Raw genomic sequence first — 14,347 nt, 5'->3', positions numbered from 1 at the left:
TCCTTATAAATGTATAAAAAACCTATATAATTAATCATTTTGAGATGTTTGGCATTTTATGTGGAGAAAAATGAGAGAGACATCCTTTTCAAACAATGAAAGCGCCCATCTTTGAAAAAGCTCTTTTCTAAAGGATTGTTGCTTTACATAGCTTTTCGAATGCTTGCTATGTCACTTACAAGCTTGACGTGAACCGAACAAAAGATGATTGTCGGACAAGTGTAATTTGTCCGACCGCATGCATTGTTCGGTTCATGGACAGTCGAAAAGCAACAAAGGTTACGAAAACAGCCTTGAAAAAAGATAGTCATTTTCGATTCATTATATTTGAAATCGGTGTATAACATCAGCACCACCAGTCGCTTCAATGATTGCTCCAGTAATAAAATCGGATCTCTCTTCACATAAAAAAGAGATGATTCTTGCAATATCTTCTCCAGTTCCAGAACGCCCAACCGGAGTATTATCATCCTTTTTTTCTTTCGCATAATCAATGGTCGCTTCTTTCATTTCTCCGGCAATATTTCCTGGACATACCATGTTTGCTGTAATTCCATTTTCTGCTTCCTCAATGGCAATCGTTTTCGTTAATGAAACAAGACCAACTTTTGCTGCACTAAAAGCAGAACGATGAAGCCAACCAGAGGCATCATTTGCTCCTTGAAAGCCATATGTAATAATCCGGCCATAACGCTGCTTTCTCATGATTGGTATAACTAATTTCACAAGGTGAAAAACGGAGCTTAAGTTGCCTTCTAGCATCTCATACCATTCTTTATCTTTGTAATCGACTAATTTTTTACGTTCAAATATATACGGACCTGCGTTGTTAATTAAACAATCAATTCGACCAAATTGTTGGTAGCCTTTTTCCACTAATCGAACTAAATCATTTTTTTTCGTTACATCACCTTGTACAAAAAGCATTCGATCTTCTTTGTGCAAAAAGGCTTTATGCAATTGTTCAGCCGCTTTCGCATCACTTCGATAAAGAACGGTTACAGCATATCCATTTTCCAAAAACATCTCTGTTACTTTTCTTCCTAACCCTTTTGTACCAGCTGTAATAATCGCATGCCGCACATTTGACTCCTCCCTGTACGTCTTTACAGATTGGACTGCTACCTCCATTTTACAATTAAATGACTTTCAAGAGAAATAAATAAATTATTTTTAAGCTCGGTTTTTGGCAGGGGGCAACTTCATTACTGCCTAATAATATGTTCTCAAACAAAAAAACGATGCAAAATTGCATCGTTTTAATGTTCATCTTGTCTTTCAAAAAAATTGTCTTCTAACTGCTGATCGACAACACCACTTAAATAAGCGTTCGTTATTTGCTTAGTTGTTTCCATTGATCCATCTTCGTCATAATAAATGGATTCTTTTGTGTGTCGTTTTTGCTCTTTTTTCACGGTGTTCAACTCCTTTTCACCCTTATTTCGTGATATGCTTTTGTGAACACCATTATTTTTCGACTCATTCAAAACGTTATACGTTATCATTATCATCAATAAATGAGAGATTTTGCCAGATGAAGCTGTTTTTTCACTTCTGAAAAACCAGTTCCCCCTTCACTATTCCGTTTATTAACGGCTGTATAAGGGTTTAACACCTCATATACATCTTCATCAAAAAGTTCATTCGCCTCTTTAAATTCAGCCATGGACAAATCTTTCAAATAAATTCCTTTCTCAATACATAAATAAACGAGTTTTCCGACAACTTCATGTGCTTTTCGGAATGGAAGACCCTTTTTGGCAAGATAATCAGCCAGCTCGGTGGCATTTGAAAAATCTTCATTTACCGATTGTTCCATCTTCTCTTTATTTATTTTCAACGTACGAATCATTCCCGTCATGATTTCTAAGCAGCCTTCGATCGTTTTAACCGTATCAAACATTCCTTCTTTATCTTCTTGCAAGTCTTTGTTGTATGCTAGTGGAAGACCCTTAAGTACAGTTAAAAGCGATATTAAATGACCGAAGACTCGACCAGATTTTCCGCGAATAAGCTCTGCCATATCAGGATTTTTCTTTTGCGGCATAATACTGCTTCCTGTAGAGTACGTATCGTCCATTTCCACAAATTGAAATTCCTGTGAGCACCATAAAATTAGTTCCTCACAAAATCTAGAAAGATGAACCATTAAAAGTGAACTGTTGCTTAAAAATTCTACGATAAAATCCCGGTCACTCACCGCATCTAAGCTATTTGGATAAACACGGTCAAATTCAAGTAGTTTAGCTGTTAATTGACGATCAATTGGAAATGTCGTCCCCGCTAAGGCAGCACTGCCAAGCGGGCACACATTTATTCGTTTTAACGATTCGGAAAATCTCTCTTTATCACGCTGCAGCATCCATACATAAGCAAGTAAATGATGAGCTAATGATATCGGCTGAGCCCGTTGCAAATGAGTATACCCGGGCAAAATGGTTTCAACATGGTCCTCAGCCTTTTCAATTAATGCCTTTTGCAACGATTGAATGAGCTCTAAAATATGTTGAACGTGTTTGCGCAAATATAAATGCATATCAGTAGCTACTTGATCGTTACGACTTCTGCCTGTATGCAGCTTACCGCCAACGGGTCCAATTTCATCTATTAAAAGTTTTTCTATATTCAAATGTATATCCTCATATTTAACAGAAAACGACAATTCATTATTTTTCGCTTTTTCTAATAAAGATTGTAGACCTTTTTGAATGGAATCGGCTTCCTCTTCCTCAATAATGTTCGTAGCCTTAAGCATTTCAACGTGTGCTAAGCTTCCTTGAATATCCTCTTCCACTAATTCTTTGTCGAAAGAGATGGATGCATTAAATTCATCGACCCATTTTTCAGGAGTTTTTTGGAAGCGTCCTCCCCAAAGTTTGTTCATACCTCCACCTTCTTATTTTGAACAATGCTGTTAACTTTTGTAGGTAAGCCCCATAATGAAATAAATCCTACTGCTGCCTCATGATCAAATGAATCATCTGCTGTATATGTTGCTAGCTTTTCATCGTAAAGAGAATATTTTGATTTTCTTCCTTCTACAATCGCATGCCCTTTAAATAGTTTGACACGCACAGTACCAGTAACAAATTTTTGTGTTTCTTTTAAGAACGCTTCTAACGCTTGTTTTAATGGTGAAAACCATAAGCCGTTATAAATCAGCTCCGCCATTTTTTGTTCGATTAATGGTTTAAAATGAGCTACTTCTTTTACTAAAGTTAAATCTTCTAATTCTTTATGGGCTTTTAAAAGAGTTATCGCAGCTGGACATTCATATACCTCACGAGATTTAATACCAACTAAGCGATTTTCAACATGGTCAATACGTCCAACTCCATGTTTTCCCGCAATCGAATTTAATTGTAAAATAAGCTCATCTAATGACAATGATTGCCCGTTTAAAGCCACTGGTACACCAGCTTCAAAATCAATTTCAATGATTTCCGGTGTATCTGGTGTAAGCTCAATAGGAGCTGTAAGATCATACGCATCTTCTGGGGGAGCAGCCCATGGGTCTTCTAATATTCCACATTCATTACTTCTTCCCCATAAATTTTGATCAATAGAATATGGGCTATCAAGATTAATAGGAATTGGTATATCATGCTTTTTCGCATATTCAATTTCTTCTTCACGTGACCATTTCCATTCTCTAACAGGCGCTAACACTTGCAAGTCTGGATTTAACGCTTTTATCGAAACTTCAAAGCGAACTTGATCGTTTCCTTTACCAGTACAACCATGTGCAACAGCAACAGCTCCTGTCGTTTCCGCAATCTCGACAAGCTTTTTTGCAATCAATGGTCTAGAAAGAGCCGAAACGAGTGGATATTTCCCTTCATATAATGCATGAGCTTGAAGAGCAATTAAAGCATATTCATCTGCAAATTCTTTTTTCGCATCAATGACATAAGATTGTACGGCTCCTACCTTTAACGCTTTTTCTTTAATGAACTGCAAATCTTTCCCTTCTCCAACATCTAAACATAATGCGACAACATCATAACCTTTTTCTTGAAGCCACTTGATCGCTACAGATGTATCTAAACCTCCAGAATAAGCTAACACAACTTTAGGATTTGCCATACTGAATTCCCCTCTCCGTTGAATAAAATCAAATATATGCATAAAAATTAATTTGTTTTTATAAAAATACAATCGATTTATAACAAATGTATCAGCTTTAGCTGATTTTTTCAACCGTTTTTTTAAAGTTTATGGATAATTTATGCATACTGTTTTACAATGAAATAAGGATTGAATATATGGGGGCGATTTCCTTGCAATTTTTTCAATATAACGAAAGGCTAGGCATCATGCTTCCTCACCTTGAAAAACGTTTGGAAGAATATGAAGAAACGATACAAGAAGAAATCTTATTGAAATGGGAACAAATTCGTGGGAAAATCCCTGATCGAATCAAAAGTTTAGAACAATGGATCAATCAAAAGCAAACACAATTAGAAGAGGAAGAGGATTTTGAAACGTCCTGTTTATTAAATTCACAAATTGCCGAACTTGCTTCCATCATCAATGATTTATGGATTTGGTATCGAATATAATGGCAAAGAGCGTACTAAAGTTGTACGCTCCCTCGATTATGTAAAATCCTTTTTCCTTTCCAGCAATAGACGATATTGATAAAATTTATGAGCATAGGTTGTACAAGCCTTTGTCATCTGATAATTAATGCCAGCGCCTAAAGCCACACTAAATATCGGTATATTCTGCACTTTTTTCTTTTTCAACATTTTCATAACGAAAAGCTTCATGATTTGTTTTATTAAATTTTCAATCGTTTGTTCATTCGCTAATTGATCACTGCCATAGTAAAAATACGGGTTTTCAAATGGTTCGGTTATTTCCTTTTTCAAATCAACCCACGCTTCATATTTTAAATGTGGTGGCATAAAAGAAGCATGGAAAACTTTTAAGGCGAGCATCATTTCATAAGGCGCGTTCACTTCATTCCCATAGCTCATAGCAATCATTTGTACAGCTCTTAAATTAATCACAAGCTGGGAAGGTAAATCTAACCCGAGAAAGAAAGCTCCTCCTGTACCCGTTGCAGCTCCTTGTAATAATGAATATAAACGGTGTTTTGATACTTCCATTTCAGCTAAATAATGTAAATGATCAATGGATAATGTTTTTAAATCTTGAATGGATGAAATGTTTTCAGAATAAAGCCTAGCATTGTTCAAAAGGCGTTTTCTTGATTCCATTAGCCAATCAGAATTTTGGATAATGGAGTGGATATAAAAAAAAGCTTGGTCCACCTTTTCAGCTACTTTTTTTCTTAACGCAACTGGAACCTCGTTCATTCTCTGCTCAATCCAATGATGATACGTTCGCACAAAATCTGAACGATGATCGGCCATTAAGTCTTGTTCCCATGAAGACAACTCGTGAAAAAGCTGTTCTTCTCTTTTCGTAAGCACTCTTTCATGCCACCCTTTCCAATATACGTCTTGAAATCCACATATTTCTTTTATTATATCATGCCTTTTTTCTTAAATTAACATAACGCAAAAAGAAAAAAGCAACTATTTCATGCATCCATTACATGAAAATCGTTGCTTAAAAATTTATGTCTTGGTTTGATCCGTGCCACTTTTTATAGTAAAATGGCTAAAACCACTTAGATTCCAGCAATTCTCACAACATCTCTAGCAATCATGACTTCTTCATTCGTTGGAATGACGATAACTTTTACTGGTGAATGCGGATAATTAATGAATGCTTCTTTTCCGCGCACTTTATTAAGAGCTGGATCCCAATACACACCCATAAATTCTAATCCGCGTAAAACACGTTCACGGACAACATCACTATTTTCTCCTATACCAGCTGTAAAGATGATCGCATCAACACCACACATCCGTGCCGCATAAGAACCGATATATTTATGAATACGATCAGCAAATACTTGTAATGCCAGTTTGGCACGTGGGTGACCGTTTTCTGCTGCTTCTTCAATATCACGTAGGTCACTAGATAATCCAGATAAGCCTAATAAACCACTTTTCTTATTTAATACATTGATCACTTCATCAGCATCTTGACCTGTTTTATGCATAATATATGGAATTAACGCAGGGTCAATACTTCCTGAACGTGTTCCCATCGCTACTCCTTCAAGTGGTGTAAATCCCATAGAAGTGTCGATGGACTTACCGCCTTCAACCGCTGCGATACTTGCACCATTTCCTAAGTGGCAAGAAATGAGACGAAGCTGTTCAATCGGCCGACCTAATAATTCAGCTGCACGCTCTGTCACATATTTATGAGAAGTGCCGTGGAACCCGTATTTGCGAATACCGTATTTTTCATAGTATTCGTAAGGCAAACTATATAAATAAGACTCCTCTGGCATTGTTTGATGGAAGGCTGTATCAAAAACCGCAACTGCTGGTACATTTGGCAAAACATCTTGAAAGGCCTTTATTCCAATGACATTTGCCGGGTTGTGAAGCGGTGCTAAATCAGATAAAGCTTCTATTTTCTGCAACGTATCTTCCGTAATTAACACGGAGTCGTTAAATAATTCACCACCATGTACAACACGGTGTCCAATTCCCTCAATTTCATCTAATGATTTAATAATTCCATATTCCGTAAGTTTTTGCAGTAAAAGTTGTACAGCAACTGAATGATCAGCAATATCCATGACTTCTTTTTTCTTTTCGCCATTAACGGTCATATTAAAAATTGAATTCTCTAATCCAATTCGTTCAACAAGGCCTTTTGTTAGTACTTCTTCACTAGGCATATCAAAAAGTTGGAATTTTAAAGATGAACTCCCTGCATTGATTGCTAATATTTTAGACATGATGTAACGCTCCTTTTTATCCCATCAATCCTATCCTATATTGTTCTCAATAGGAAGATAATCTTTTCTCACTTTTTACATTTAATCACCGTCCCTAGGACATTTCAAGTAAAAGAATGAATTGTAATCGCTATCAAATAAAAATTTTTTTATTCTGATAAATCTTTTTATTTGGATAGTTAAAAAAATAACCGCGTGCGAATCGCATACGCGGCTTTATGTATTCACTTAATTCATATTTTCTTTAAACCATTTATCTATTTGATTTATAATGGATGACATCGCTCGTTTATTAGTAAACTTCGGAAGCTCTACTAATAAAGCTTGTTTTGGCGGCTGAGCATGTTTTGATTTCTTTTGCAATATAAATATACTTTTCGCAAAGTCACCTTTTTTAAATAAAGAGAGAGGCAATTGCAATAGCCCTAGTATAATGGCATTTTCTTTAATAAATTTGTGCAGTTTCGGTGCTTCTTTCGTCTCAAAAAGATTGTTTGGTATTAAGAAGAATAAATACCCTCCTGGTTTTGTATATTTTAAGCTCTGTTCGATAAATAAATGATGAGCATAAGAATGACCTTCATCAGCCTTTAATTGAAACTTTTGTGCGCCAACATCATTTGGATAATATCCAACAGGTAAATCACAAATCGTCATATCTACTGGATCAACGAATAACGGCTCTAAGCTGTCTTGATGAAAAAACTCAATCGGATGCTTTTGCAAATTGGCACCGACTAAAGCTAATTTTAGAAGTAGGTCATCGACATCGATGCCGTTAGCTTGAATTTGTTTATGATGTAAATGATTTAAAACAGTAGTTAATAAATTACCGGTACCTACTGCGGGATCAAGTAATCGTATTTTGTTATGATCTTTTACAAATTTGTTGATTAAATAGCTTAAAAATAATCCAACTGTATCGGGGGTCATTTGATGATTCGGATGGGATGCTTCTTTTAATCCTTTTAATACGGCTAATTGGTAAGCTTTCCTAATTTCTTCGTTCGAATATACATTTAAATGAGCATTTTGATAGTGTTTCAGAAGCTTTTTGCGACTGACTTCACTAATGGATTCTTGTAAAACATCACCATGGAATAAATTTTCCCCTGTTTCAGCTACCGATTCAATATATGTACAATCCAGTTCCTTTTTGATGATTTCAGCTGTCTCATCCAAAACTGTAAACAATTTCTCAACATTTGTCGAACTGTGCATAGATGATCCTCTCCTTTATTAGAGATCCCATCTCTCCATTCTAACCTTCATATATAAAACTGGCAAGCTAGAACAAAAGCACAGGGCGTTTGGACCGAGGAGTAAAAGCTGGATCATTTCAGTAGGACGGTCGACATGGTTCATGTGAAAATATGGAAGTTTGATTACCGCTAACGCCCGGAGCTTTATGTGCCTTCGAAAACTTCATATAAATAAAAAGGGCCCTATTTTGGCCCTTTTAGCATGTTTATTGAGCGTTTTTAGCTGCTTCGATTGCTGCCTCGTAGTTTGGATGATCCGTTACTTCACTTACATACTCTACATATGTCACTTGATCATTGCTGTCGACAACGAATATCGCACGTGCAAGCAAACGTAATTCTTTTATTAATACACCATAAGCTTCTCCAAAAGACACATCGCGATGGTCTGAGAGCATTTGTACGTTATCAATCCCATTTGCTCCACACCAGCGCTTTTGTGCAAATGGAAGATCGACACTAATGGTTAATATTTGAACATTGTCAAGTTTTGCTGCTTCCTCATTAAAGCGACGTGTTTGCGCATCACATACACCGGTATCAATAGAAGGGACGACAGAAATGAGTCGAACCTTGCCTTTGGAATCAGCAAGTGTAACTTCAGATAAATCGTTAGCTAGCACTTTAAAATCAGGTGCTTGATCTCCAACCTTCACTTCATTTCCAACTAACGTTACAGGTTTTCCTTTGAACGTAACATTTGCCATCGTCATGTTACCTCCTTCTTAATGTATTCATAGTAACTATATCTTGTATTTTTCCAAATTGCAAAATAAATCCCAACAATTATGATAAATTTCTCCTCTTTATTCCTTGATCAAAAAAGAAAACTCGGTTGTACCGAGTTTTTAATGGAAAATCTTAAATATCTAAATCATCTTTTTTTCGATCGTCATTTTCCTTATTTTTATTAAATAAAGCTTGTATTTTTTCAATGGTTTGCGGCGCTAAATCTAAAATTTTTTCATAAAGATGTGTACTTTCATCTAGGTGAAGCATTTTAACTCCATTCGTTCCAACAACTAAAAAAGCAATAGGAGTAATAGATACTCCACCGCCGCTGCCTCCACCGAAAGGCAATTTTCCTTTTTCACTAGTTGTGCTGCCACCATATTGGCTGCTATGTTTTTTCTCATTTAATGACGTATGAAATTCACTTCCACCTGCCGCAAAACCAAATCCAACTTTGGACACGGTTAAAATCACGCTCCCATCAGGAGTTTCCACAGGATCACCAATGATTGTATTGACATCAATCATTTCTTGTAAATTTTCCATGGCCGTTTTCATTAATCCTTGAATCGGATGTTCACTCATCATATTGTGCCTCCCTTAAGCTGACTGATCGTTATTTTTATTTTTTATAAAAAGAGGGGATGTTGTTTTTCTTAGAACTGGTTTTCCCCCTATCCAATATTTAACGAAACGTAATCCTGTTAAAATAGCATACCCTAAACGAAAATAAATCATACAATTGAAAGTTATTTTGGAAGTTGGTTGTTGAAAATCTGGTGTAATGGAGATATGCGGATGATTTTTTACTTTCATATACCTTGTAAGCAATTGTAAAACTAAACCTTTTATCGACCAAGCCACTCCTGTCACAACACCCGTTTTAGCGGCATCCCCTCCCCCTACATACGTGTGCCATTCTAACGAACAAATGTTAACATGTTTGAAAAATCGTTGAATAATTTTTTGTAAACCAACCACATGTCTCGCTATTTCTTTAAAGTTATGCAAACTGTCGAAAATATCTTGGATTGTTATTTTTTTCATTTTCTTTTGTTCAAAATTTGTTTTCTTCCCTTTTCTTTTATTTTCTTTCATAATAATTTGTGCTTTTTGTTTATCAACCTTAACGAACGGAATATCGATCGAATATTTTAACAATCCAAAAAATGTTTTAAATTTTATTCGATAATGGTCATGATCGCCGTCATGATAAATATCAAAGACAATGGTAACTTTAGTACACAAAAGGATTAGGAAAAATAATAAGAGCAAGATGAGTGACCAAGCCATCCAGTTCATGAAATCCTACACTTCCTTTCAGTGACCATTATGTCCTCCTCCTAAAAAAATAAACCTGTCATTACGACAGGTTTTAACGACCTTCATGAATAACTGTTGTATCTGTAAATAAGTCATGTAATCCTTGCTTTTTTCTTGTAAAGGCAACAATTACATAGCCGATCCAAATCTTATTTGATATATACCGTCCGATTAATTCTCGAAATAACACATCACTCCATGTAAGGGTTTCTCGATTCAAGGATATAACACGTAAACCGAATACCATTTTTCCTAATGTTTGCCCGAAATATTTTGTCATCAAAACAAAATATGAAAAGAAAATAACCGCACCGATAATTTGATTAGGTGAAAAAATAAAAGAGGTTTTCGAAAGATCAAACAACAGAAAAATGGGATTCACGATTATGCCATTTATGCTGACAATAACAATTAAATCAAGTAAATACGCCCAAAACCTCATCCAAAATCCGGCAAAATCATACTTTTTTTCATCACCAACGGGGGCTCTTTCTTCTAATTTTTGTTCTTTTACGTCTTCAAAGGTAACATCCAATTGATACACCTCCTAATCCTTCCTTTTTAAATCTTATTCTGCATAAAGGTACATAAGTCGAGGAGAGTTTGGCTGACTAATAAATTTATAAATAAGAGTTGATTCTATATCATCAGCGAAAATTTTATTTGCACTCATTGTTAACAATGAACTAATACCAACAGATGACTTATATTGAAATACAAGTGGATTTTCCAATTTTAAATCTTTTTTCATGTGTTCAATCACGTCTTCAAAATACGCTAAATCGTCTACAAGATTTAATTTTTTTGCTTGACGTCCATCATATATACGCCCATCTGCAATATGGCGAACTTCACTTTCAGACATGTTTCTTCCGTCTTTAATCACTTGAACAAACCCTTCATAAGCATTATTAACCATTGACTGTAATATGGCTCTCTCTTCTTCCGTCATTTCTCTTGCTGGGGACATGATGTCTTTATATGGACCGCTCTTAATCGTTTCAAATTTCACACCATACTTTTCGGCAAGTTCACTATAATTAATCCCTTGCATAATAACCCCTAATGAGCCAGTGATGGTATCTGGTGCAGCAAAGATTTTTGTTGCTACAGTTGAAATGTAGTATCCACCTGAAGCGGCCATAGTTCCCATCGATACATAAATAGGTTTTTCATACTTCTCTTTTAATTCTTGTAATTTTTTATGGATTTCCGCACTTTCAACAACCCCACCACCTGGAGAATTTATTTTTAAAATAACTCCTTTAACAGCCGGATCTTCTCCAGCTTCTTCAATCATTTGTAAAAATTTGCGATGTTGATAGCCTACATTTTCAAATAATGATGTAACATCTTCTCCTACATCTTGAATGACACCATTCACTTCAAGAACAGCAATTTTTTCTGTCGGCATTCCATCTTCAATGATATCTTCCGAAAATGAATCTTCTAGCCATTGGTCAGATAAGCTATTCGCATTGTTTGCAAAAAAAGTGGTGACACTTATAATGGACGAAAATACAAATAAAACTACTGCAATACCTAAAGCTGCCCATCTTTTTCCATTCACAAGTTATTCCTCCTCAATTTTTCAGGTTGTATGGTAAAATTAGAAACAACATAAGTATTTTACCACTATTTATGCAGTTTGTGGAGAAACTTTCCAAATTTCACAAGGAGGACCAATATGGATCATCGCCGCAATGTTTACTTTTTTTACAAAGAAGAAGAATCGTTAAAGCCAAAAATTTCGGAATTATTTAAACTTGCCATCGAAAATGATTTTACAGTTGTAGATCATTATCAAAAAGCCAATATTATTGTCAGCATCGGTGGTGACGGTGCTTTTTTACAGGCGGTTCGGAAAACGAATTTCCGCGATGATTGCTTATATGTAGGAATTTCCACAGAAGGAACCGTGAGCTTATATTGTGATTTTCACATTGATCAAAAAGAAAAGATGGTAGAGGCGATGAAATTAGCTAAAATTGAAGTGCGTCGCTACCCGACGATTGATGTGATCATTGATGGAAAGGCACATTTTCATTGTTTAAATGAATGTACAGTGAAATCTGGGATTATTAAAACATTTGTTCTTGATGTTTTTATTGATGATCTCTACTTTGAAACGTTTCGTGGCGATGGCATGATTATTGCCACCCCTACAGGTAGTACTGCCTATAATAAGTCAGTGAATGGTTCTGTTGTGGATCCAAAGCTAGAAAGCATGCAAGTAAGTGAGCTTGCTTCCTTAAATAACAATAAATACAGAACATTAGGATCATCATTCATTTTAAGTGGCGATCGAAAGCTTACTTTAAAAATTGTCCAAGATGGCAACGACTATCCAGTCATTGGCATGGATAATGAAGCATTAAGTATCAGGCATGTTGAAAAAATAGAAATATCCTTGAGCAATAAAAAAATTAAAACGGTAAAACTAAAACATAATTCTTTCTGGGAGAAGGTAAAACGTACGTTTTTATAAGAAGTTGTATGATTAGCATTTTGTTTACAAAAAGAGAGTCCGGTCCATTTAATAGACCAGACTCCTAATGTTAAGAGCTCGCTTTTTCCAACTCACGTTTTCTTAGCTCTACACGTCTAATTTTCCCTGATGTTGTTTTTGGCAGTTCCGAAACGAATTCAATTTTACGAGGGTATTTATAAGGGGCTGTTAATTGTTTAACATGTTCTTGTAAGTTCGGAATTAGATTCGGATCGTCTGGATTGACCCCTTCTTGTAATACGATAAACGCTTTTACAACATGGCCCCTAACTTCATCTGGGCTCGCTACTACTGCACACTCTTTTACAGAAGGATGTTTGACAAGAGCATCTTCAACCTCAAATGGGCCGATCGTATAACCAGAGCTTATAATAATATCATCGCCGCGTCCTTCAAACCAAAAGTATCCATCCTCGTCTTTTCGAGCCCGATCCCCAGTAATATAATATTGTCCTCTAAACTGCATCGCTGTGCGCTCTGGATCTTTATAATATTCTTTAAACAGCGCTGGTGTTGATACATGTACGGCAATATCTCCAACTTCCCCCGGCTTGCAAGGATTACCTTCCTCATCAATGATTTCAACTATGTTTCCTGGTGTTGGTTTCCCCATTGAACCAGGTTTTATTTCCATCCCTTTTAGCACCCCTACAAGAAGAGTATTTTCCGTTTGGCCATATCCATCTCTAACTTCAACATTAAAATATTTTTGAAACGTATCAATCACTTCTCGATTTAACGGTTCACCGGCAGAGACAGCACTATGAAGGGAGGATAAATGATAATCAGACAACCGATCAACTTTTGCCATTAAACGATATTCTGTTGGTGTACAACAAAGAACATTGATTTGCTGGCGTTCTAATAACTGTAAATATTTTTTCGGTTCAAAACGTCCATGATAAACAAATCCTGTTGCTCCAGAACCTAAAACCGATAAAAACGGACTCCAGATCCATTTTTGCCAACCAGGGCCTGCTGTTGCCCAAACTTTATCTTCTTCACTAATACATAGCCAATTTTTAGCCGCAGTTCTAAGATGAGCATATGCCCAACCATGTGTATGAACGACACCTTTTGGATTTCCAGTTGTTCCAGATGTATAAGATAAAAAGGCATGGCTATCCCTAGAAGTTTCTGCTATTGGCAAATTTCCACTTACACTTTCCATTTTTTCTTCCATTGAAAGCCATCCTTCAGCTCTTCCACCTATTGAGAATTTGATTAATTGTTCATATTCTTGTATTGGGTCAAACTGTTCGGTAAAATCTATATAACTAACGACACCTTTTACATCACCATGGGTAATTCGATATTGTAAATCCTTTGTTCTTAACATTTCCGAGCATGGAATCACAACAATACCTACTTTTAAGGCGCCAATATACGTAGCGTAAGCTTCAATTAATCTAGGAATCATGATTAAAACTTTATCCCCTTGTTTGATCCCCTCAGAAATTAAAGCGCTTCCAATTTGGTTCGCTTGATTCATAAGTTCGCCATATGTGATCTCTTTACTTTCTCCTTTTTCATTTTCCCAAACTAATGCCAGCTTTTCTGGATTTGACTGAGCAAAATATTGAATTTCCTCAACTAAATTGTAGCGCTCCGGTGCAATTAATCCTTGTACCATAAATTTCTCCTCCCCCAAATACTTATACATTTTCATTATATATAATGTTTTAAAAT

The 14,347-nt window shown here is 35.9% G+C and carries 15 protein-coding genes; 2 read left to right on the top strand and 13 right to left on the bottom strand.

Annotation, left to right across the window (positions count from 1 at the left end):
• Positions 1 to 321 precede the first annotated feature (321 nt).
• The 4 genes from J2S06_RS00695 to J2S06_RS00680 all read right to left on the bottom strand — a co-directional run bounded on the left by J2S06_RS00695 (position 322) and on the right by J2S06_RS00680 (position 4,086).
• Positions 322 to 1,083 (bottom strand): SDR family oxidoreductase, encoded by a 762-nt coding sequence (locus tag J2S06_RS00695; RefSeq protein WP_044893404.1) that lies wholly within the window; start codon positions 1,081 to 1,083, stop codon positions 322 to 324.
• Between the two features lie 176 nt (positions 1,084 to 1,259).
• The gene (locus J2S06_RS00690) at positions 1,260 to 1,415 is read right to left on the bottom strand and encodes a hypothetical protein (RefSeq protein WP_200894673.1); all 156 of its coding nucleotides are present in this window, start codon (positions 1,413 to 1,415) and stop codon (positions 1,260 to 1,262) included.
• Positions 1,416 to 1,510: 95 nt separating this feature from the next.
• A complete protein-coding gene (argH, locus tag J2S06_RS00685; RefSeq protein WP_419150987.1) occupies positions 1,511 to 2,884 on the bottom strand; it encodes an argininosuccinate lyase in 1,374 nt (457 codons plus the stop codon).
• On the bottom strand, positions 2,881 to 4,086 hold the full coding sequence (locus tag J2S06_RS00680) for an argininosuccinate synthase (protein ID WP_044893402.1): 1,206 nt from the start codon (positions 4,084 to 4,086) through the stop codon (positions 2,881 to 2,883). The genes argH and J2S06_RS00680 overlap by 4 nt, the downstream gene beginning before the upstream one ends.
• Before the next feature lie 230 nt (positions 4,087 to 4,316).
• On the opposite strand from J2S06_RS00680, the gene J2S06_RS00675 reads away from it, so the two are divergent.
• Complete coding sequence (locus J2S06_RS00675) at positions 4,317 to 4,562, top strand: hypothetical protein (RefSeq protein ID WP_407638490.1); 246 nt, start codon at positions 4,317 to 4,319, stop codon at positions 4,560 to 4,562.
• 36 nt (positions 4,563 to 4,598) lie between these two features.
• Here the strand turns inward: J2S06_RS00675 and J2S06_RS00670 are convergent, their stop codons facing one another.
• From J2S06_RS00670 to sppA, 8 genes are all read right to left on the bottom strand, one after another.
• Complete coding sequence (locus J2S06_RS00670) at positions 4,599 to 5,441, bottom strand: EcsC family protein (protein ID WP_419150986.1); 843 nt, start codon at positions 5,439 to 5,441, stop codon at positions 4,599 to 4,601.
• 200 nt (positions 5,442 to 5,641) lie between these two features.
• Positions 5,642 to 6,832, bottom strand: coding sequence for an acetate kinase (locus tag J2S06_RS00665; protein ID WP_419150985.1), 1,191 nt, complete (start codon positions 6,830 to 6,832; stop codon positions 5,642 to 5,644).
• 228 nt (positions 6,833 to 7,060) lie between these two features.
• Complete coding sequence (locus J2S06_RS00660) at positions 7,061 to 8,053, bottom strand: class I SAM-dependent methyltransferase (RefSeq protein WP_419150984.1); 993 nt, start codon at positions 8,051 to 8,053, stop codon at positions 7,061 to 7,063.
• Between the two features lie 247 nt (positions 8,054 to 8,300).
• Entirely contained in the window at positions 8,301 to 8,801 is a 501-nt protein-coding gene (gene tpx / locus J2S06_RS00655; protein WP_044893467.1) for a thiol peroxidase, read from the bottom strand.
• A 154-nt stretch (positions 8,802 to 8,955) separates the two neighbouring features.
• Positions 8,956 to 9,411, bottom strand: coding sequence for a GerW family sporulation protein (gene ytfJ, locus J2S06_RS00650; RefSeq protein WP_419151437.1), 456 nt, complete (start codon positions 9,409 to 9,411; stop codon positions 8,956 to 8,958).
• 15 nt (positions 9,412 to 9,426) lie between these two features.
• A complete protein-coding gene (locus J2S06_RS00645; protein ID WP_419150983.1) occupies positions 9,427 to 10,128 on the bottom strand; it encodes a DUF2953 domain-containing protein in 702 nt (233 codons plus the stop codon).
• Positions 10,129 to 10,201: 73 nt separating this feature from the next.
• On the bottom strand, positions 10,202 to 10,684 hold the full coding sequence (locus tag J2S06_RS00640) for an RDD family protein (protein WP_419150982.1): 483 nt from the start codon (positions 10,682 to 10,684) through the stop codon (positions 10,202 to 10,204).
• A gap of 33 nt (positions 10,685 to 10,717) precedes the next feature.
• Complete coding sequence (sppA, locus tag J2S06_RS00635) at positions 10,718 to 11,719, bottom strand: signal peptide peptidase SppA (RefSeq protein ID WP_419150981.1); 1,002 nt, start codon at positions 11,717 to 11,719, stop codon at positions 10,718 to 10,720.
• Between the two features lie 117 nt (positions 11,720 to 11,836).
• Between sppA and J2S06_RS00630 the strand changes: the two genes are divergently transcribed.
• Positions 11,837 to 12,637 carry an NAD kinase gene (locus J2S06_RS00630; protein WP_044893395.1) on the top strand — a complete coding sequence of 267 codons (801 nt, stop codon included), beginning with the start codon at positions 11,837 to 11,839 and terminating at the stop codon, positions 12,635 to 12,637.
• Positions 12,638 to 12,707: 70 nt separating this feature from the next.
• Here J2S06_RS00630 and mbcS read toward each other — a convergent pair whose 3' ends face one another.
• Positions 12,708 to 14,291, bottom strand: a complete 1,584-nt coding sequence (mbcS, locus tag J2S06_RS00625) for an acyl-CoA synthetase MbcS (protein WP_419150980.1) — start codon at positions 14,289 to 14,291, stop codon at positions 12,708 to 12,710.
• Between the last annotated feature and the right edge of the window lie 56 nt (positions 14,292 to 14,347).

The sequence above is a fragment of the Bacillus alveayuensis genome, assembly GCA_030812955.1.
Taxonomy (GTDB): domain Bacteria; phylum Bacillota; class Bacilli; order Bacillales; family Aeribacillaceae; genus Bacillus_CB; species Bacillus_CB alveayuensis.
Note: the sequence above shows the minus strand (reverse complement) of the source record. Positions and strands in the feature narration are given on the sequence as shown.

Excerpts from the sequence above, each read along its gene's own strand:
- argH (WP_419150987.1), bottom strand. The coding sequence starts at position 2,884 with ATGAACAAACTTTGGGGAGGACGCTTCCAAAAAACTCCTGAAAAATGG.
- J2S06_RS00680 (WP_044893402.1), bottom strand. The coding sequence starts at position 4,086 with ATGGCAAATCCTAAAGTTGTGTTAGCTTATTCTGGAGGTTTAGATACA.
- J2S06_RS00675 (WP_407638490.1), top strand. The coding sequence starts at position 4,317 with ATGCTTCCTCACCTTGAAAAACGTTTGGAAGAATATGAAGAAACGATA.
- J2S06_RS00665 (WP_419150985.1), bottom strand. The coding sequence starts at position 6,832 with ATGTCTAAAATATTAGCAATCAATGCAGGGAGTTCATCTTTAAAATTC.
- J2S06_RS00660 (WP_419150984.1), bottom strand. The coding sequence starts at position 8,053 with ATGCACAGTTCGACAAATGTTGAGAAATTGTTTACAGTTTTGGATGAG.
- tpx (WP_044893467.1), bottom strand. The coding sequence starts at position 8,801 with ATGGCAAATGTTACGTTCAAAGGAAAACCTGTAACGTTAGTTGGAAAT.
- ytfJ (WP_419151437.1), bottom strand. The coding sequence starts at position 9,411 with ATGAGTGAACATCCGATTCAAGGATTAATGAAAACGGCCATGGAAAAT.
- J2S06_RS00645 (WP_419150983.1), bottom strand. The coding sequence starts at position 10,128 with ATGAACTGGATGGCTTGGTCACTCATCTTGCTCTTATTATTTTTCCTA.
- J2S06_RS00630 (WP_044893395.1), top strand. The coding sequence starts at position 11,837 with ATGGATCATCGCCGCAATGTTTACTTTTTTTACAAAGAAGAAGAATCG.
- mbcS (WP_419150980.1), bottom strand. The coding sequence starts at position 14,291 with ATGGTACAAGGATTAATTGCACCGGAGCGCTACAATTTAGTTGAGGAA.